8 protein-coding genes and 5 tRNA genes are annotated in these 19,674 nt (G+C 42.5%); 6 read left to right on the top strand and 7 right to left on the bottom strand.

Going from position 1 to position 19,674, the window contains the following annotated elements:
* Window positions 1-157 precede the first annotated feature (157 nt).
* The 3 genes from IPH84_19295 to IPH84_19285 form a co-directional block, all read right to left on the bottom strand.
* Window positions 158-436 carry a hypothetical protein gene (locus IPH84_19295; GenBank protein ID MBK7175303.1) on the bottom strand — a complete coding sequence of 93 codons (279 nt, stop codon included), beginning with the start codon at window positions 434-436 and terminating at the stop codon, window positions 158-160.
* Window positions 437-570: 134 nt separating this feature from the next.
* Window positions 571-2,544 carry a tetratricopeptide repeat protein gene (locus tag IPH84_19290; GenBank protein MBK7175302.1) on the bottom strand — a complete coding sequence of 658 codons (1,974 nt, stop codon included), beginning with the start codon at window positions 2,542-2,544 and terminating at the stop codon, window positions 571-573.
* A gap of 185 nt (window positions 2,545-2,729) precedes the next feature.
* Window positions 2,730-11,510, bottom strand: coding sequence for a PKD domain-containing protein (locus IPH84_19285; GenBank protein ID MBK7175301.1), 8,781 nt, complete (start codon window positions 11,508-11,510; stop codon window positions 2,730-2,732).
* Between the two features lie 542 nt (window positions 11,511-12,052).
* Between IPH84_19285 and IPH84_19280 the strand changes: the two genes are divergently transcribed.
* Window positions 12,053-13,183, top strand: coding sequence for an ATP-binding protein (locus IPH84_19280; GenBank protein ID MBK7175300.1), 1,131 nt, complete (start codon window positions 12,053-12,055; stop codon window positions 13,181-13,183).
* Between the two features lie 146 nt (window positions 13,184-13,329).
* On the opposite strand, the gene IPH84_19275 is transcribed toward IPH84_19280, so the two are convergent.
* A tRNA-Arg gene (locus tag IPH84_19275) sits at window positions 13,330-13,402 on the bottom strand.
* Window positions 13,403-13,597: 195 nt separating this feature from the next.
* Between IPH84_19275 and IPH84_19270 the strand changes: the two genes are divergently transcribed.
* Window positions 13,598-15,892 carry a response regulator gene (locus IPH84_19270; GenBank protein MBK7175299.1) on the top strand — a complete coding sequence of 765 codons (2,295 nt, stop codon included), beginning with the start codon at window positions 13,598-13,600 and terminating at the stop codon, window positions 15,890-15,892.
* A gap of 310 nt (window positions 15,893-16,202) precedes the next feature.
* Here the strand turns inward: IPH84_19270 and IPH84_19265 are convergent, their stop codons facing one another.
* Together IPH84_19265 and IPH84_19260 are read right to left on the bottom strand one after the other, a co-directional pair.
* A complete protein-coding gene (locus tag IPH84_19265) occupies window positions 16,203-16,595 on the bottom strand; it encodes a hypothetical protein (GenBank protein ID MBK7175298.1) in 393 nt (130 codons plus the stop codon).
* A gap of 11 nt (window positions 16,596-16,606) precedes the next feature.
* A complete protein-coding gene (locus IPH84_19260) occupies window positions 16,607-16,789 on the bottom strand; it encodes a hypothetical protein (GenBank protein ID MBK7175297.1) in 183 nt (60 codons plus the stop codon).
* A 512-nt stretch (window positions 16,790-17,301) separates the two neighbouring features.
* Between IPH84_19260 and IPH84_19255 the strand changes: the two genes are divergently transcribed.
* From IPH84_19255 to IPH84_19240, 4 genes are all read left to right on the top strand, one after another.
* Window positions 17,302-17,387: transfer RNA gene (locus tag IPH84_19255), tRNA-Ser, on the top strand.
* Window positions 17,388-17,414: 27 nt separating this feature from the next.
* Window positions 17,415-17,489 (top strand) — tRNA-Pro (locus IPH84_19250).
* Window positions 17,490-18,043: 554 nt separating this feature from the next.
* Window positions 18,044-18,138: transfer RNA gene (locus IPH84_19245), tRNA-OTHER, on the top strand.
* Between the two features lie 192 nt (window positions 18,139-18,330).
* Window positions 18,331-18,412, top strand: a tRNA-OTHER gene (locus IPH84_19240).
* Between the two features lie 88 nt (window positions 18,413-18,500).
* On the opposite strand, the gene IPH84_19235 is transcribed toward IPH84_19240, so the two are convergent.
* The gene (locus tag IPH84_19235) at window positions 18,501-18,680 is read right to left on the bottom strand and encodes a hypothetical protein (protein MBK7175296.1); all 180 of its coding nucleotides are present in this window, start codon (window positions 18,678-18,680) and stop codon (window positions 18,501-18,503) included.
* Window positions 18,681-19,674: the final 994 nt, after the last annotated feature.

Here is a 19,674-nt window from a genome sequence, read left to right as displayed (position 1 = left end):
CAGTAATCATAGCTGCTTTTTTCGGGAAGATTTCTGCTATCTTGCTTATTTTGAGAATATAAGCTCAGGAAAAGAAAAAAAAGCAAAGCAAGAAGAAAGTAAATGTTTTCATAGCTTTAAATTTGGTTTTTGATTTTCAGTCTGTAATATTTTCAGCCTACCCTTCCTGGTATATGTCAAATTCTTTAAAATTCAGCATTGATAATTCCTGTAAATTCATATCCAGCTTTTCAATCCCTGTAGAAGCTTTATTCAACCAATCCAGGAACTTATATACTTCTTTCGAGTTGCCTTCAACGATCATAAATACACCTCTGGCGATGCTATATTCCATTTTTCCTTTCACAAAATGAGAATACGCTGCCTTCATACAGGAAAAGCCAAAAGCATCCTCAAAATGAGGACGTATGAATCGGATTTCAGCTCTGATTAACATGTCGAATTTATTTCGGACAAATGTAGACGAGAGTGAAGTGAATCAGCAAATTAAGGAGTAGGACAAATGGTAGGACAGATTTGAACTATTTTATAAAGATCTTAATTACAGGTAGTTGATATATTGATAGGATGCTATATTGATGAGAAGAAGGAGGGCAGATCAGCCTCTGCTTCCAGTTCCAGTTTCTTGCGCAGTCGTTGTCTGCCTTTGTTGGTGGCATCTAGTGACACATTCATCAGTCCGGCTATCTCCCTGGAACTAAGGTTGATCCTTAAATAGGATGATAAGCGGAGATCGTGATCTGTAAGCTGGGGAAACTGCTGCTCCATCCTGTCAAAGAAGCCGGGGTGAACTTCTTCAAAAGTAAGTTTGAATTTCTTCCAGTCCTGGTCAATATCAGTATTGGCATTGATGAACTGAACAACCTCATGAAGTGAATCGGTTTTCTGAGTCGATTGTAACTTTTCTTTGATTTCTCCCAGTATTTCATTTTTATTCACCAGGCAGAGGGTTGAATTGGCCAATTCGGTATTCTTGTGATCTATTTCTGCCTGGTGCTTTTCCCTTTCCAGTCGGTTAAGTTGCTGTTCAGCAAAAACCCTGTCTTCAAGCATTCGGTTTTCCGTATCTCGTTTTTCAAGTTCCAGTTGCGATAATTCCTGTTCCTGGAGCAACAGTTTTTTACTTTGAACAAGGTTTTTAGTTTTGATGCGGAAGACAATGAATACAAGCAATATAATGAGAACTAAACTTATAATCACCACCATTGCATAGAACTGCTTTCGCCTTTTTAACTCATTATCTTTGATGAGGAGCTTGTTTTGCTGCTCCTTTTTATCAGTTTCAAACAGTATTTCATATCGGGCAATTTGCTCATGCATCTTAGTGTTGAATATCGAATCGCTGGCGGCAGTGAACAACTTGTAATACTTCAAAGCTTGTTTATGGTCGTTTCGTTTCTCCGTAAGTTCACTTAAGCTTTTATAATTCCTGGCAATGTGTTGTAAAGCTTTCAGTTCTTTCGCCAGGTTTACACTTTTTAGGTAACAATCTTCGGCTTTATTATCATCTCCTACCTTCTGGTAAAGGTCTCCCAGGTCGATGAGGGTAATGACTTTTGACTCCCTGATACCTGCTTCTGTAAAAACAAGCAAGGCTTCTTCATTGAGCCTGATAGCTTCTTTAATATCTCCCTTTGCAGCCATAATAAGGGCGATTTCATTTTTTCTTATCCCTATTTTTATCGCTTGTTTATTTTTGATATCAATTTCCAATGCCTGTTTCAGATATGAAAGCGCTTTGTCATAACTGCCCAGATGATACCAGCACATGCCGATATTGCTGTACCTTATAGATCTTTTTATTTCATTAGTGGTATAATTCAAGGCTTTCTGGTATAACTCGAGTGCTTTATCATGTTTGCCCCAACGGCCATAAACCATTCCTAAGTTATTATAGGCAATACCAATAGCTGAAGAATCCCCGGTTGCTTTTTCCATTTCCAGCACTTTGCTATAGGATTGAATGGCCAGGTCATACTGCGCAAGCATAAAGTAATTGGTGCCTAAGTTATTGAGGATTACACTCTCTTCGGATTTGTTTCCTGTTTTCTGCTGAATGCGCAAAGCAGTCTTATTGATGCCCAGCGCCTTTTCCGAAAGACCAAGTTCATTGTAGCAATAAGCCACATCTGTTAAACGCTCAGCCACAAAACTATTTGAGTCCTTTACTTTAGCATATTCTGCGTCCGCTGATTTGTAATAGTATTCGATGGCTTTCTGATATTCATTAAGGTAAAAATGGGCTTCTGCAATACGCCTTGCTGAAAGGGACATCCGGTGCAGGTCTTTCTCCGATTTACCCATTTCATATGCCAGGGTAGCCAGGACTAATGCAGAATCAGGCTCATCTTCTGCCAGGTACTCGCTTGAACTGATGAGTGTATCTTGTAATGCGGAAACTGAAAATTTTGGGAATTGTTTTTTGATCTTAGCTTTAGTATCCTGGGCTTGTGATTGCAGGGTAAGTATCAAAAGGAAGAAAAAGCAGCTAAAGCTCAGCAGATAAATTGGAGCGCGACGGGTATTTGCGATTGGATGTGTCATAGTAGAACCATTGATTGATAGGATATGCAAGCACTTTTCAGTTAAATGACGCATGGATTGAAAATCTGATATGCAATTTAATACATTGGTTAAAATCTTTATATGAATATTGGAAAATATTAAAAAAAAACAGCCCACATTCTCATGCAGGCTGTTTTTATGGAGATAAGTGTATGATAATAAATCTATGGTCGAATGACAAATACGATACTTGTTGAATTATTGTCAACAATAGCCATATCTGTTCCATCAACGATCCCATCTCCATTTACATCTTCAGGAAAATAACCGATCAGGATAGCTGTGCTTGAATTATCAACTACTGCCATATCAGACCCATCCACAATTCCATCCTGGGTTGCATCACCACCATAAATTACAAAACTGCTACCCATTTGTCTCATATTATTACCATAAGCCTGTGAAGCAGAAGTGCTGAAATCGTAGTCAATGATAGCAGATCCAAAGGAAATTGGAACGGAACTCCAGGTTTCAATACTATTCCTGTGTTTAACCACAATATAGTATTCACCGGTTAAGATTTCAGGAATTCCATGAATGTTGAGGGTTCCATCTGTCATCAGATTTACATTTTCCACTGTCAGTACTGAATTAAATGGTGCAGTGTTGGCATGCAGTTCAATGGTCACATGGTCAGCTATTTCACCCAGGAAATGTTCGCCATATTCATCCATGGCTTTATTCAATCCACCACTTCCATTATACAAGCCTTCGGGCAGAACCTTAATATTCAGCTGTTTGGTTTCTGAATTAATTACAGAAAAAGCCATATCGCTATATTGTCCCGGAGCCGGATCAGGCCAGAAAACGGGTTGCCAGCCTGTGGCAGCATCATTGGTCAAAGTCGGGCATTCAATAGGTTGTACCCAACGGTTGGCTTCCTGCCATCTCCATGAAGGAGCAACGGATGGATTATTCGGGATGGCTTTCACACTTAACCAGTATTTGTGGTCTTTAATCTGGTGGAAGGGGAGTGGCAGTATAAAGCTATACTTATAAATCGGGCTGTTCTCCCCATTGAAGCTTCCTGTTGATTCCTCCAACTGATCATTATAAGGAACTGTGTAACTGAATTCTTCAGTTTCAGGCAGGCAGGCTGCATCCGTATGAACAGTCACCATAAAGTGGCTGATTCCATCCCCTCTGTTCTCTACTCCGCCTGACAATTCATAATTGCCCCACCAGTCAAACTGTGTCACCAGGCCGCCGTTGCAGGTCCAGTCATCAGCAACTTCACCCGACTGCCCTGAAGGCAATCCAGGAAGTATATCATCAGGTAACTGGTGCCACTTATGGTTGTATTTCTGAATATTCACCCTGTAATCTTCAACTTCTCCGTCGGAAGCAGCACCTGCATAAGTTAATGCAGACTGGTTGCTGAAACGGAATCTAGCATAGGTTTGGCCCGGTACTGCAGTTGCAGGAACCATGAAGGTAAAGTAGTTATTACCCGCCACAGGATTAATATCGGTATAAACATGTTCTCCTGCATCTGCCCAGTTCCCGTTTCCGTTGAAATCGACCCACATATTAAGGAAAGCATTGTTTACAGAGGCTACAACCTTAATCTTACATGGATTCCCGGGCGACATTGGCCAGAGGAAAGTAACTCCATCTTCATCATTGAAGAAGTTCACATTATCGCCTGTAGCCGGTACATTTGGCTGTCCATCAGCTTCGCCATCCAGGAAAATCCCCAGGTAAGTATTATTGGCGATAGTGTGACGTGCACCATTTCCGGCAAGCAAGGTTGGGTAATCATTGGGGTTAATGGGGTTATCAGGTGCATCACCGAAATCAATTTCCGGTTGCGGACTTCCTTCAATATAGGTTGCATAATCTTCCACTTCTCCGTCGGCAACAAGGCCATCATATGAAATGACAGTATTGGCGGTGCGGAAACGGAACCTGGAGTATGATGGACCCATATTTGCAGAATTCGGCACAACAAAGGATATGCTGTTACTACCTGCCGAAAGCGACTGGTTGGTGAAAATGTGCTCACCTGCATCTGCCCAGTCTCCATCAATATTGAAATCCATCCATGCATCCAGATAACCGGAAACTGAAGCTACGGCAGTAAGGTTTACTGTTGCTCCCTGCAGGACAAATGGAGGCATATTGATGCCATCTTCATCATCACCCAGTGACACAAATACACAATCATTGTCATCACAATTAGCACCAGGGCTAGGTTGTCCATCCGTTTCCGGATCTACCTGGGTTCCCAGGTAAATATTGGCAACAATGGTGTGGCGTGCCCCGTTACTGATCAGCAGGGTCGGGTAATCATTGGGGATGTCCCAGTTATCCGGTACATCTCCGAAATCAAGTGATCCCTGTGGTGCAGGCTCAAGATAAGTCGCATAGTCTTCAACCTCTCCGTCACTCAACGGCCCATCATAGGTAATTGATGCGGATGAAGTCCTGAACCTGAAGCGGCTGTAGGATTGTCCGGATGTGGAAGTAGCAGGAACCGCAAAGGATAGAGCATTTGAACCGGCAGTAAGTGCTGTATTTGTAAAGATGTGTTCACCTGCATCCGCCCAGTCGCCATCGATATTAAAATCAATCCAGGCGTCAAGGAAACCATTGACCGAAGCTGATACCGTAAAATTAACCGTGGAACCCAGAACAACAACAGCCGGAATACTTACCCCATCTTCATCATCAACTCCGTTTGAATCATCACCGGTAGAAGCAATATTGGGCTGACCGTCAAGTTCAGAATCAATTAAAACTCCCATGTAAACCGTGGGTGAAATCATATGACTGGCGCCATTACTCGTAAGTAAGGTTGGATAATCGGTGCTTGACTGCGGATTATCGGGTGCATCGCCAAAATCAATGTTCTCTTCTGACTGAGGATCGAAATGAACAGCATAATCTTCCACCTCACCATCAGCAACAAGCCCATTAAAGCTTATCGGGGCAGCAGTGGTCCTGAAGCGGAACCTTGCATAGGATTGCCCCGGAGTTGTAGCCCCCGGAACTGTGAAACTGAGGGAATTTGAACCGGCAGAAAGAGGCTGGCTGGTAAATATATGTTCAATACCGGCTCCCCAAATACCATTGCCGTTATAATCGACCCATGCATCAAGGAAACCGCTCACAGAAGCCACAACAGAAATATTTACAGTCGTTCCAATGGTAATATTTGAGGGTATATTTACCCCGTCTTCATCATCAGTTCCTGCAGCATCATCACCTGTTGCTGTTAAATTGGGCTGGCCATTGGTTTCAGTATCAATAAGTAATCCCATATAAATACCTGCCACAACAGTATGCCTGGCTCCATTGCTGGCTAAAAGTGTTGGGAAATCCGACGGATTGCCAGGGTTATCAGGTACATCCCCAAAGTCAAGATCTTCCTGTGTTGGTATTGCTTTTTGGGACGATGCATAATCTTCTACCTCACCATCAGCAACAAGTCCAAAGAAATTAACAGGAGCTGATGATGTCCTGAATCTGAAACGTGAATAGGCTGAACCTGTAAGCGCTGTTGATGGAACACTGAAAGTGAGAGTGTTTGAACCTGCCGTAAGCGGCTGATTCACAAAAATATGCTCCCCAGCTGTTGACCAGTCACTATCGAGGTTGAAATCCATCCATGCATCAAGGAATCCGGTGGTTGAAGCATTTACTGTCACAGTTACCGTGGTGCCTGCGTTGATTGTCGATGGTAATGAAACACCATCTTCATCATCGCCGGCAGAAGGGAAGAAGCAGTCATTGTCATCACAAACCGCCCCGAAGCTGGGTTGTCCATTACTCTCCGGGTCAACCTGTGTGCCAAGGAATACTCCTGAAACGATCTGGTGCCTGGCTCCATTACTTATTAATAGGGTAGGGAAATCAGCCGCAATCAGGTCATCATCCGGAACGTCTCCGAAATCGAATTCTCCCGGAACGGGTTCAATATATACAGCGTAATCTTCCACTTCTCCATCTGCAACGAGACCATCGTAGTTAACAGATCCATTGGCTGTATGGAACCTGAACCTGGTAAAGGAAGGACCTGACATAGAAGCAAGTGGTACTGACAGAGAAAGCACATTTGGACCTGAAAGTATGGCCTGGTTAACCAGGAATTGTTCACCGGCATCAGCCCAGTCGCCATCTATATTGAAATCCATCCAGGCATCCAGGTAGCCATTTACAGAAGCCGTAACCGTAATATTTACTGTTGAACCCTGCATGATCACAGCTGGGATAGTAATTCCATCCTCGTCATCACTCGACGAAACATCATCTCCATTTGCCGTAAGAGTGGGCTGCCCATCACCTTCCAGGTCGATAAGTGTTCCTAAGTAAACACCGGCAATCACATTATGCCTGGCTCCATTACTTAATAGAAGAGTGGGATAGTCGGCAGTATTTGTTGGGTCATCAGGAGCATCTCCAAAATCAAGTTCACCTGTTGATACCGGATCAATGTGAAGCGCATAATCTTCTACTTCACCATCGGCTTCGGAACCACTGAAGGTGATGACATTATTCGCAGTCCTGAACCTGAAACGTGAGTAAGAAATGCCGGTATTGGCAGTGATGGGAATTGAGAGGGAAACAATGTTCGAGCCTGCACTGAGCGGCTGGTTAATGAATACATGATCCCCCGCATCCGACCAATCGCTGTTTTGATTGAAATCCACCCAGGCATCGAGGTAACCACTTACTGAAGCATTTACGGTAAGGCTGACTGTACTCCCCTGAACCAGGGAAGGAGGAATCGTTACTCCATCCTCATCATCGCCTGAAGATATAAAGAAGCAGTCGTTATCATCACAAACAGCCATAAAACTGGGCTGTCCATTGGTTTCGGCATCAACCTGAGAACCCAGATATACTCCTGGGGCAATAAAATGCCGTGCTCCGTTACTTATCAGTAAGGTAGGGAAATCTCCAGGCAATACATCATCATCCGGTACGTCACCAAAATCAATTCCATAGAATGGCGGACAGTTTCTGACATTCAGGCAGAAAACTCCGGCAGTATCCTGGCATCCATAAGCATCAGACACTACCACAGATAATTGGTGGTTTCCAAGCACATTAGTAACAAATGGGAAAGATTGTCCATAACCCACTGGAAGGCCGTAATTTCCATTATCGTACCAGGTTATGGTTGGATAAGCTGAAGGATAGTTATTAAAAGGAGGTAACCAGTTCAGGGGAAGAGGTATATACATGAAAAGCGTATCCGTATCGCAGATTGAGTCACAACCCAGTGGGAACAAGCTTAAATCAGGCAGTGCATGTATTGTGCCTGCAAAGGCTGAGGTAGAACATCCATTGTTCTTATCTGTAATGGTCAGTATATAACTTCCGGGATTCACAGCTGTGATAACAGGTGTGGAGGCCCCGTTATTCCACTGGTAGTTATATAATGAAGTATTGTTGGGAGTGGGGGTTAGCAGCATGGTATTCCCCTCGCAAATATCAAAATTCGTCACAGTAAGTGGCGGCTTTTCATAGAATGAGACACAGATTGTATCACTGTTCGTACATCCTGTTACTGTATCGGTCACATTCACAATAAACTCATATATAGCAGGCAATACAGCAGGAACAGTGAGCATTGCCGATGTACTGTTTGTATTCGAAGGGGTGAATACTGCTCCGCCTGGTATACTGCTCCAGGAATAGATGTATGCCGGATCATAGATTGTAGAAAGGTTTACATATTCGGTATTGCCGGGATATGCACAGATGTACCTGTTTCCGGTAATCTTTGCTTTGGGCTGTTGCCTGATATAGATAAACATCTTATTTGATTTGCCGGTACATCCAAATGTATTGGTCATTTCAACCTGGTATTCTCCATACTGGTTGGCATTGTGGGTTTGGGATGTAGCTCCTGAAATAGCAGTTCCATTTTTATACCATTGATAGGAAGTCATGCCACCACATGCAGTGAGAGGTACAAAACTACCGGGACAAAAAGCTGTGTCAGGTGCGCTGATTGTACACACAGGCTTTGGGTTCACCCAAACGGAGTCTAACCCTGTAGCGATGCATCCATATTCATTCTGGATGGTGAGGTTTACATAAAAATAAGGTGGACTGGCAGATGAATAGGCATGCTGAGTATTGGCAAGATTTGAAGTATAAGAGTCGCCGAAACTCCAGAAATAGTTGTAAGCAGGGTTGTTAGGACTTGCTGAGAAAAATGCAGGGGAATTCTGACAAACCGGGCTTGTAACCGTAATGGAGGCAACAGGCAGGAATACGTTCACTATGGTTGAATATGTACAAGAACATCCTGTGGATGAAGTTACTGTGAGTGAAATAGTGTATAATCCTGATGCATCCACTGATAAGGAAGGATTTGGATCAGTATTGGAAGGAGTAAATGTTCCGGTCCCCGGACCCGAAACTGTCCATAAATAGGTCATGGTATTGGGAGGAACCACGGAAGAATAATTCAGTAATGAGATAGTTCCACATACCACATAAGGCCTGAAGAAAGGAATGGCATCACAAGTGCATCCGGGAGGAGGCGATCCGGAACCACCAGGACTGCAATCTTCAATAATCACATTGATGATGTTGGATCTTGCAGAGCAGCCATTAAGGGTAACTACAACATAATACTGGTGTGTTCCGAGTGGAAGTGTGGCAATATTCACTGGCAGGATAGGATTAGTTCCTGGTGGAACGGGACTGCCGTTGAAATACCATTGGTAGGAATACCCAACCCCAGTTCCGGTTGATAAATTCAGGGTTACAGCTGCTCCCTGGCAAAATACCGGCACCTGCGAATAGGTTGCTACCGGGGTAGGTGGCCCGTTTACAACTATTGGAAGGGTGCTGAATCCGGAGCAATTGGTCATTTTTAAAATAACTGAAGGATTGGCAGGTCCATGCCACTGAACCATTATGGACCCCGTTCCCTGTCCACTCAGAATAGTACCCTGAGCAGCTGGGATGATGGTCCACTGGTATCCTCCCGGTGGAGGGGTTCCGGTTACAGTATAGTTTACAATATCATCCATGCAAACTGTTGCAGGGCCAACAGGCACTGGCACAGGATAGGGGTTTACTGTTAATGTCTGTGTAAGTGAAGGACAGAATACTCCAGGTTTTATTTCCTGATTTTGCAGCACTGTGATCGTCCAGGGGCCGCTTCCTTGCAGGTCGGCAACAATAGAGTCGTTGTCCGCTCCCATATAAGAAGGAATATTTCCTGGTGTTACGGTCCAGACAAAAGGACTGCCACTCAAATTGGAAGTGACGGCGAAAGTCGCTTTTGAATTGGCACATGCATTCGCAATACCTGTAATGGGCCCAAGAATAGGTTTGGCAATCACCTGCACCTTCATGTACGCAGTATCGTTGCAATAAAGGCCGGGTATCTGCGATACAGCCATCAATGTATAGTTGCCCGGGGGAGCCCAGAGTATGCCTACTGTTGGACTGCCATTACCGAAAATTGTCGGACCGGCAGGCGTAACGAACCAATTGGCAGGAGTGGGAACTGAATAATTCGGGACTGTATTTTCACATACTTTTTCATCACCGGTGATACTGAGGATCGGGAGTACATTAACAAGGACGGAATCAACCCCGCTGCAACCTGACAAAGGGTTATTATATTCACATTTTACCCAGAACGGGCCTGCCGTATTAAAGGTGATATTCACCAGGGTAGAATTCTTATCCACCTGGTTAAAAAAGTACATACCGGCTCCTGAAACTGACCAGTTATAATAGGTCCCCGGAAGCCATGGCAGGGAAAAACTACCTGAAGAACCAACACAAACCGTATTGGGGCCATTGATAGGAAGGTTCGGGTATAACACAGGGACATCGAGGGTTGTTGAACCGGGGCATCCTGAGTTTGGGCAACTTTGAAGTGTAACAGTTGTAGGGCCGCTATAAATGGAATTCCATTTCACTTTTATGCAGTTTGTATTCAGACCGGATATGATTGTTCCGCCGGTTACACTCCAACTGTAGGTTCCACATACCATAGGAGTGCAAAAAGACGAAGTGTCGCCGGGACAAACGGTACCGAAGCAGCAATCATAATCAATTACAGGCCCGGTTCCCGGGAGTACCTCAATTGTTTTTGTTATAGTATCCCGGCATCCGCAGGCTACTTTTTCCTGGCCGCCAGCAGTTCCGCCTGATTGCCCCGATCCCATATCCTGAACGATAAGTGTGATGGTATAGGTGCCGCTGTTGATATAGGTATGCGCTGGTGGTGTTGCAAGGTTCGAGGTTGATCCATCTCCGAAATTCCAGATGAAGACACTTCCACCAACTGATGTGTTGGTAAATTGAACAGGAGTTCCTGCACAAACTGTATCATTCAACATCGTGAAATCTGCTTCCGGGCCATCGATCAGGCAAACCTGCCTTGTGATTGAATCCAGGCAGGTACCACCACTTCCAATGTTACTGATTACCACTTTGATTGTTCCGGTGGTGCCATTCCCCCATAATATTGTTACCGGATTACCGGAGGGGCTGGTGGGTGTGCCACCGGTAATTGTCCAGGTATAGGTATAGGCCGGATCATTTGGAAAAACTGTATAGGTGTGAAATGAGTTTTTACAGGCTGCCAATGGATGCGAAAGTCCCCCTGGATCAGCTGTACCACGGGGAGCACAAGCTCCGTCAGGTGGACAAATTTGCACTGCATCCTTAAGAATGAACTCAGGACAACATGCACCGGAAGGTAAACTCCAGTTTGAGATTGAAAATGGATTCTCATAGTTTGAATCATCTCCTGAATCAAAGCCTTTGGAAGTTGAATATTTGAATGGGGCATGAAAATCAGAAACCGTCAAAAAGTAGGAAAAGCTATAGTCCTCTTGATTCGTGTGTCGTAAATGGTCCGTTTTGGATCGATTACTTTCATGAGTTTTTGATGAAATTGCAATGGAATTGTTGGTGAAAAGGAAAATAATCCCAACCAATAGGAGTAGAGCTGATTTCATATAATTCCAGTTAAATGATTACTAATTATTACACAGTATGATTGATGCAACCAGGTATTCAAAATATATATGCAGGTGTATAAATGCTTGATTAAACTTCAATGTTTTTAGAATAAATCATCAAGCACTTCAAAGTAACCTGTGGAGAAAGAAATTTAATATCTGGCTTAATAGAAAAACCAGGGTAGTCAGCAATCTTAGTATAACTGGGAGTTATTTTGTGACGTAGGAGATTGTAAACAGAAATAGATCAGAAATGTTCATAGAGTAAATCACTAAATATTTTGTGGAAGGAAAATATATAGTTAATGTTTCATAGTTTTTATTGTTGTCCAGTTCATCTTAAGATTACTCATGCTTAGAATGTTTGCGGAATAATTAAATCTTAAGAGATAATCAACGTCAATCGGTGGTGAATGGAATAACAATGAGTTTTTTTAGCTCATGCAACTGTTAAAATTTTCTTTCTACCATAAATTTTAACCTTAATATTTACGTTCAACCATAAAATTTAATATATTTGCAAGGTTAATACATCCAACATGCACATCGATCGTTTGTTAAAAACACAAATCATCTCTGATCTAGAACAACTTAAAAAGGTCATCCTGCTTTATGGCCCGCGTCAAGCAGGAAAAACGACACTTTCAAGGCATATTATTCAGGAGATAGGACTTAAAACCCTCATGATCAATGCAGATCAATCAAAATATATTGAAGTTCTTTCAAGTAGGGATTTGGGTAAACTCAAGTCACTTGTGGCAGGGTATGAATTGTTGTTTATTGATGAAGGACAACGGATTCCGGAAATAGGGATAAACCTTAAAATTCTTCATGACGAGTTGCCTGAGCTAAAAATCCTAATTACAGGATCCTCCTCCTTTTTGCTTTCCGGTCGTGTTTCTGAATCACTGGCTGGACGAAAAAAGATATACACCTTACTGCCACTTTCCATGCAGGAACTTGCAAAAACCAATAATAACTTCGAGTTAAATTACCAGCTTGAAGAACGGTTGATTTTCGGTTCTTATCCTGAAGTGGCTAACAACGTGAACCATGCTGAAAAAGAAGACTACCTCCGTGACATATCATCTTCTCTTATATATAAAGATATCCTGGAATTGGAAATGATTAAATACCCGCTGAAGATCAGGGATTTATTGAAATTGCTCGCTTATCAGGTGGGATCGCAGGTTTCGCTCCATGAACTCGGCATTAAACTAGGGTTGAATCGTGAAACAGTAGAAAGGTATCTTTTTCTGCTGGAACAATCTTTTGTGATATTCAAACTCCCGGCATTCAGCCATAACCCTAGAAAAGAGATAAGCAAATCACAGAAATACTATTTTTATGATACGGGTATTCGTAATATATTGATTGACAACATGAAGTATCTAAACGATAGGAACGATTCCGGCGCTTTATGGGAAAACTTTATCATTGCTGAACGTAGAAAATACCTTTTTTATAATAAGATGAATGTCAATTGCTATTTTTGGCGAACCTATTCCGGAACCGAAATTGACTACGTGGAAGAGTTCAAGGGAGAGTATTTTGCCTACGAGATCAAATCCGGCAAGTCGAAAACAAGGATCCCTCTAAGTTGGAGCAGTGAGTATGGCTCAAATTATCTGAATATCAATAAAGATAATTACCTGGAATTTATTTTGTAAAATCATGCTTGACAGGTTAGCAATCCGTCAACTGATATCAACTGATTAGAATGAGTTTTACCGATAGGAGTAACTTCGTTTTATCCTGAATGTACATATAAAAGAGGCTGTCCTTTTGAGACAGCCTCTTTAAATAAAGGATCATGTGACCCCGGAAGGACTCGAACCTTCGACCCGCAGCTTAGAAGGCTGCTGCTCTATCCACTGAGCTACGAGGCCAGAAGAAAGAAAACTGTAGTACTCATAAAAGGCCACAGTTTTTTTCTGGGCTGCAAAAGTACAAAATGCTATTTATTATTAAATAAAAACTTTTTTTAATAGGTTTTCTATTTGAGTATATTACTTTTTTATGAAAGATCAATAAATAGATGTTAGGAGATTATACAACTCGTGTACTCAAAAATACTACTCACTGTGTACAAAACTCATCATCTGGTACTCAACTACAAGAAACTCATTCTAGCCCCTTTGGGTTTTTACATGCTAACCGGACTTGTTATCTTTCTGGTTTACAGCATGCAAAACAGCCCACTTCAGGCAGGGCTCCCGATTCTTGGTTTTGCTACAGATCTCTTATTCTCCTTTAATCGAACCCACAGTTTCTTTAATTGGTTCCTTCTTTTTCTTACCCTTATACTTGGCCTTTCGGTCCAACCCATTTTTGCTTCCAGCTGGTTTGCTTTTTCCCGGATTACTTCTCCTGGTTCATTTCTGTTTTCCGACAATTTTGATCTGATGACTGGCGATCCTGTTGAAAATACTCCTTCTTCAAAGACTCCACAGTCAAGAACTTCAAGTTTAAATGCCGGGAATAAGGGAATGATTATGGTCGCCGATGGAAAGATCATGTTCATCAATAAAGAGTTTTGCCAGATTACTGGTTATTCAGCAGTAGATATTATTGGAAAAGATTTTGTTGAATTCATTGTCCCCCAGGATATTCTTAAATATGCGTCATTGATTCGTACCCCTCAGAATGAAGCCCCGGGTATACTAGGAATAGGCTTTACCTGTGAAAATGGGAGGGAGATTGAAGTGTATATTGCCGGGAATAAGAATTCCAGTGCAAATCCAAATGATATTTGCCTCTTCTATGCCAGGGAAAAGGATGTGAATCAAGTCAGCCAGTTATCTGTAACTGATTGGTTTGTTGATTCATTCAATAAGACTAACACCTTTTTCTGGATGTGGGATGAAAAAGGAATGATTTATATCAGTCCGAATAGCAGGCAGTTGGTCAGGATGCCGTTAGGAATTCTGATGAATCGGCCATACTTTATGTTCAAAGCCCTGGATAAATCCAACCGTGCCAATATGCTGGCATCTTTTGCCCTTTACCAGGTTACCCATCAGTTTGATGAAGAAATGAAGGTGATGGATGGTGACGAAGAACGGTGGTTCCGGGTGAAACTTACTCCAAATCTTGATGCTAAAGGACAGGTGATTCATCATGTTGGAATTGCTTATGAAGTAACAGATCAAAAACAAAAAACACAAGCTCTTGAATTGAAGTGTGATGAGGCTACAAATGCAAACCTTAATAAGACTGCATTCCTGGCTAATATGTCACATGAGATACGTTCTCCACTTAATGGTATCCTTGGATTTTCCGAATTACTGGCTGATCCGGACCTTACCACCCATGAAAGGGAGCGTTATATTGATATTATCAAAAATAATGGGATTGCCTTGCTCTCTATTCTTACAGATATCATTGATATCTCAAAGCTGGAGGCAGGAAAAATGAAAATTCAGGAAAAGGAATTCTATCCTGCAGAACTGATCCGGGAACTTCAGCTTCAATTTGCAAGGGATCCAATGGTTACCCATAAAGGATTATCCTTGAAATGGATGGCCAGTGATGAAGTCGCAGATGCATGTTTAATCAGTGATCCTTTCCGCGTCCGCCAGGTTTTGGTTAACCTTATCACCAATGCGCTAAAATTTACCAATAAGGGTAAAGTAGAGATTGCACTGGAACGCTGGGGGGATCGGGCAGTATTCTGGGTGAAAGATACCGGAATAGGAATGGCCGAAGAAAACTTACCTTATATTTTTGACCGTTACCGGCAGGTAACAAGACCGGATACACCAAATCAAAATGGTTTCGGACTTGGATTAGCCATCAGTAAAGCCCTGGTAGAATTACTCGGAGGTAATATCTGGGTAGAATCCGAAGCCGGACATGGAACAGTCTTTTACTTTACTATACCATACTCAACTCCAAAACAAACTGAAATGAGCAACGTGAATTCAAATGAAACCGCTTTCCCTTATGATTGGAAGGGACGCACAATCCTGATCGCTGAGGATATTGATTTCAGCTTTCTTTACATAGAGGCCGTACTCCGCCGTACCGGAGCAAGGGTTCTTTGGGCACAAAACGGACGTGAAGCCATTGAAATGGTGAAAGTCAATCCTAGCATTGATATCGCACTGATGGACATTCATATGCCTATCATGAATGGTTATGATGCCACCCGTGAAATTGTGAAACTACGTCCCGACCTCCCTGTTATTGCACAAACGGCATTTGTTTTACCTGATGATGTGAAAGCTTGTTATGCTGCAGGATGTGCAGGATACCTGGCTAAACCCATCCGTAGGGAACAATTACTCAATACCCTGACTGACTATTTCGAAAAGATTGACCAGCAAATTGCCACTCAATCTGGAAATATGCCGGTATATCGTTCCAAGATCTCCTGAATTAGTTAATAATTCGAAACCCATGGAATGGCCTATATTGGACCATTACAGAATGAACGCTTTGGAGTTTACTCGTGTACATTGACCATGACTAAGTGAAACGCTTACCATTTACTACAAAAACTGAATACACTAATTATAAACTAATAAGAGCCGGGCACAAACCCGGCTCTTATGCTTTATATTGATCTGTTTATTCGAAGATTGAATGGGATCTGCTCAACAATGCTTCGAAGTCCATCGAAAGCTGTGAGCATTTTCAATGCGATTTGCTATTTTCAATTCAGGCTATAAAAACGAATAGGGGTGATCAGAACCAGAATCCAACATCAATGCCTAAGCGTGGAGCAATTCCGCTGTAACTGTAATCCCAGATGCCATTATAATACTCATTCTCAGCATCAAACGCCTTTCTGATACCGCCTCCGGTATAAATATCCAGGTTGATCCGATTCGCAAAAGAATATGACCAGCCAAATACTACGCCTGTTCCAACAGCATCAAATGAATCTGTTTTCCATTCATCATAGCCCATATTGTTCCAGTAAGTTCTTTCTACCTCTTCATAATTATTCATGATATAAGGGGCAAAATATAATCGATGACTATTGTTTGGATTGATTTGGGTATAAACATTGAATTTTAATTGCGCTTCTGCACCAAAACCCCAGAATCTTTCATTATCTGAGTCCTTGAAGTTCATGCCGGCATTGATTAGTAAACTTGTTGTGGGTGTGAAAAATGTTCAAACCCCATTTGAAAGGTATTTCTTGTGAACATGGAAGCTGACACCTTGTAAATGTTCCTGTAAGTTTCTGATGAGGAAGAAGGTTGGGTTTGTGCATTGCTGACATAAGCAGCAGTGATCATTGCAATAAGAAAAACAATCTTTTTCATATAAATGGTTTTTATTTTGGAACCGATATTTATCAAAGGATATGCCACAAGATAAAAGGTTGCATGTGATTTCAACATTATTCTGAACGAATCTACGACTAAAAAACTGATTGTTTGAAATAAAACCGGGTTCATTTTTAGACCTTTTTTGTAGATTTTTAGTCTAATTCGCTATTTACCTGTGATTTAGATGTGATGAATGTTTTAATATCAAACTCAATAAAAAATTTGCAGAGTATACAATTAAGTGTAAATTTGCAGTCCGATTTGCAAAAATCAACATAATCAGCAATTGTCCATCAGGAGAGGTGGGTGAGTGGCTGAAACCAATCCCGTCGCAAGTGACGGGACTAAACAGTCCAACTGGTAACGGAAGAATAAAATAAAAAAAGAAAGCGATATATCTATTGGAGAGGTGGGTGAGTGGCTGAAACCAATCCCGTCGCAAGTGAGGACTAAATTGTCCTACTGGTAACGGTAGAATAAATAAAAAAATAAAGCGATTTTCCATTGGAGAGGTGAGTGGCTGAAACCAACAGTTTGCTAAACTGTCGTACTGGAAACGGTACCGGGGGTTCGAATCCCCCCTTCTCCGCCAAAAGACCAATAGGTCAAAAATATAGTTCGGGGTGTAGCGCAGTCCGGTTAGCGCACCTGGTTTGGGACCAGGGGGTCGAAGGTTCGAATCCTTTCACCCCGACAGCAGAGAGAGGCTTTTCAGCCTCTCTTTTTTTATGCCTTTTCGCAAAAAAATCTTAAAGATGAAAATTGGTGGGTGAGTGGCTGAAACCAATCCCGATCACAAGTGACGGGACTAAACTGTCGTACTGGAACGGTACCGGGGGTTCGAACGGCGCAGCCTCACGAAATTACAGCGGAAGACAATCCCCCTTCTCCGCCAAAAGACCAATAGGTCAAAAATATAGTTCGGGGTGTAGCCCCGCAAGCAGCGGGATCCGGTTAGCGCACCTGGTTTGGTCCCGTCATCCATGACGGGAGAATGTTCGAATCCTTTCACCCCGACAACAGAGAGAGGCTTTCAGTCTCTCTTTTTTATGCCCTTTCCGCAAAAAATCTTAAAATGAAAATTGGTGGGTGAGTGGCTGAAACCAATCCCGACTTAAGTGACGGGACTAAACTGTCGTACTGGTAACGGTACCGGGGGGTTCGAACGGCGCAGCCCTCACGAAATTCACAGCGTGAATGAGTAATCCCCCCTTCTCCGCCAAAAGACCAACAGGTCAAAATATAGTTCGGGGTGTAGCCCCGCAAGCAGCGGGATCCGGTTAGCGCACCTGGTTTGGTCCCGTCATCCATGACTGGAGAAGGTTCGAATCCTTTCACCCCGACAACAGAGAGAGCTTTTTGGGTCCTCTTTTTTTGTACCATTTCGGCAAAAAAATTTTGATTACATGGTGGATTAACATCATCCCGAATAAATCACAAACAATTGCAGGTACCGGGGGTCTCAAGCCGCGCAAGCCCTAGAAACTCCCCGGGGGAGGGAGAAACCCCCCGGCCAAAGACCAAGGGTCGTAGTTCGGGGTGTAGCGCGTCCGGTTGGCGCACCTGGTTTGGTCCCGTCATCCATGACTGGAGAATGTTCGAATCCTTTCACCCCGACAAACAGAGAGAGACTCCAGTCTCTCTTTTTTTATGCCATTTCGGAAAAAATTAAGAAAAATTTGTTGCGACCTTAAACCAATCCCGATTAAATACGGACTAAATTCCAATGTTCGGCACCGGGGTCAGCCCTCACGAAATTCACAGGGTCGAAAGTAATCCCCCTTCCCGCCAAAAGACCAAGCAAAAACTGTTCGGGGTGGCGCAGTCCGGTCCCACCTGGTTTTGTCCCGTCATCCATGACGGGAGAATGTTCGAATCCTTTCACCCACAACAAAGAGAGGCTTTATGGCCTTTGCAAAATGCCAGTTCGGAAACTTTATTTATATCGCGATTACGATCCTGATAGGGGATCAATTCCAGCTTGTGTCTGGGTTTACTTCCCGCATGCAGCGAGATCCGGTTAGCGTACCGGGTTTGGCCCGTCATCCATGATCGGGAGAAGGTGAATCTATTTTACACCGACAACAAAAAGAGTATTCTCCAAAAGTGCGGCAAATGAAGAAGGTCCCACTTTAACTGCTTCTGAAAAGACTACATGGCCTCCATGTAAGTCAAAGAGTGAGAAAAACACTTTATCAAATACAAATGATCAGTGGTTCAAGAAGATATATACCAATATTTCGTTATCATCCTAATGTAACTGATTTGATTCTACATAGATATATTGATTATCTTTGATATCTCCAATGTGAGTGTATTTAGGTGAGTAATTGACACCATCATTTGCATCTGAAGTTCTGACAATTACTAAAATATTCTAAATGCTCCAATCCACCAATGAATACACTCTAAATCCCGCACATGGTAAGTACTCTTGGTGGTACTTCAGCAGTGTTTAAACAAAGCAGCCCGATCCAGAGTGAGAAATTTCCAGGATCCAGTTATCTCTATGGAATTTATGTTAAATGGTGGGAAACCTTATGCATGTCTCCATTGTTCTCACCATTCCCCTCATCATAAATTTGTCACTTCTAATTCGCAGCCTGGATCCCTTTGATTGCAAACGCCTTGCGCATAATGATATTATTGGATTTGATCATGTTCCGATTACGGATTTCCTCCGGCTACTCATGTAGTAAATATTCTTGTCCGCAAATACGGTGCAGAGTATCCCGCTCAGAATGCTGGAATTATGAGGCATTTGATCAATGTGACTCGAGGTTATCATATTTAATGTCTCATGTTTGATGTCGGATGTTTGATGTCTGATGTTTAATGTCTTATATTTGATGTCTGATGTTTGATGTTTGATGTTTGAT

Source organism: Bacteroidales bacterium, from assembly GCA_016707785.1.
GTDB lineage: Bacteria > Bacteroidota > Bacteroidia > Bacteroidales > UBA4417 > UBA4417.
The sequence above is the reverse complement of the archived record's forward strand: the minus strand, read 5'-3'. Positions and strand labels throughout refer to the sequence as shown.

Bases quoted from the DNA above. Each gene is read 5' to 3' on its own strand.
- IPH84_19295 (MBK7175303.1), bottom strand. From the start codon at position 436: ATGTTAATCAGAGCTGAAATCCGATTCATACGTCCTCATTTTGAGGAT.
- IPH84_19290 (MBK7175302.1), bottom strand. From the start codon at position 2,544: ATGACACATCCAATCGCAAATACCCGTCGCGCTCCAATTTATCTGCTG.
- IPH84_19285 (MBK7175301.1), bottom strand. From the start codon at position 11,510: ATGAAATCAGCTCTACTCCTATTGGTTGGGATTATTTTCCTTTTCACC.
- IPH84_19280 (MBK7175300.1), top strand. From the start codon at position 12,053: ATGCACATCGATCGTTTGTTAAAAACACAAATCATCTCTGATCTAGAA.
- IPH84_19265 (MBK7175298.1), bottom strand. From the start codon at position 16,595: ATGAACTTCAAGGACTCAGATAATGAAAGATTCTGGGGTTTTGGTGCA.
- IPH84_19260 (MBK7175297.1), bottom strand. From the start codon at position 16,789: ATGAAAAAGATTGTTTTTCTTATTGCAATGATCACTGCTGCTTATGTC.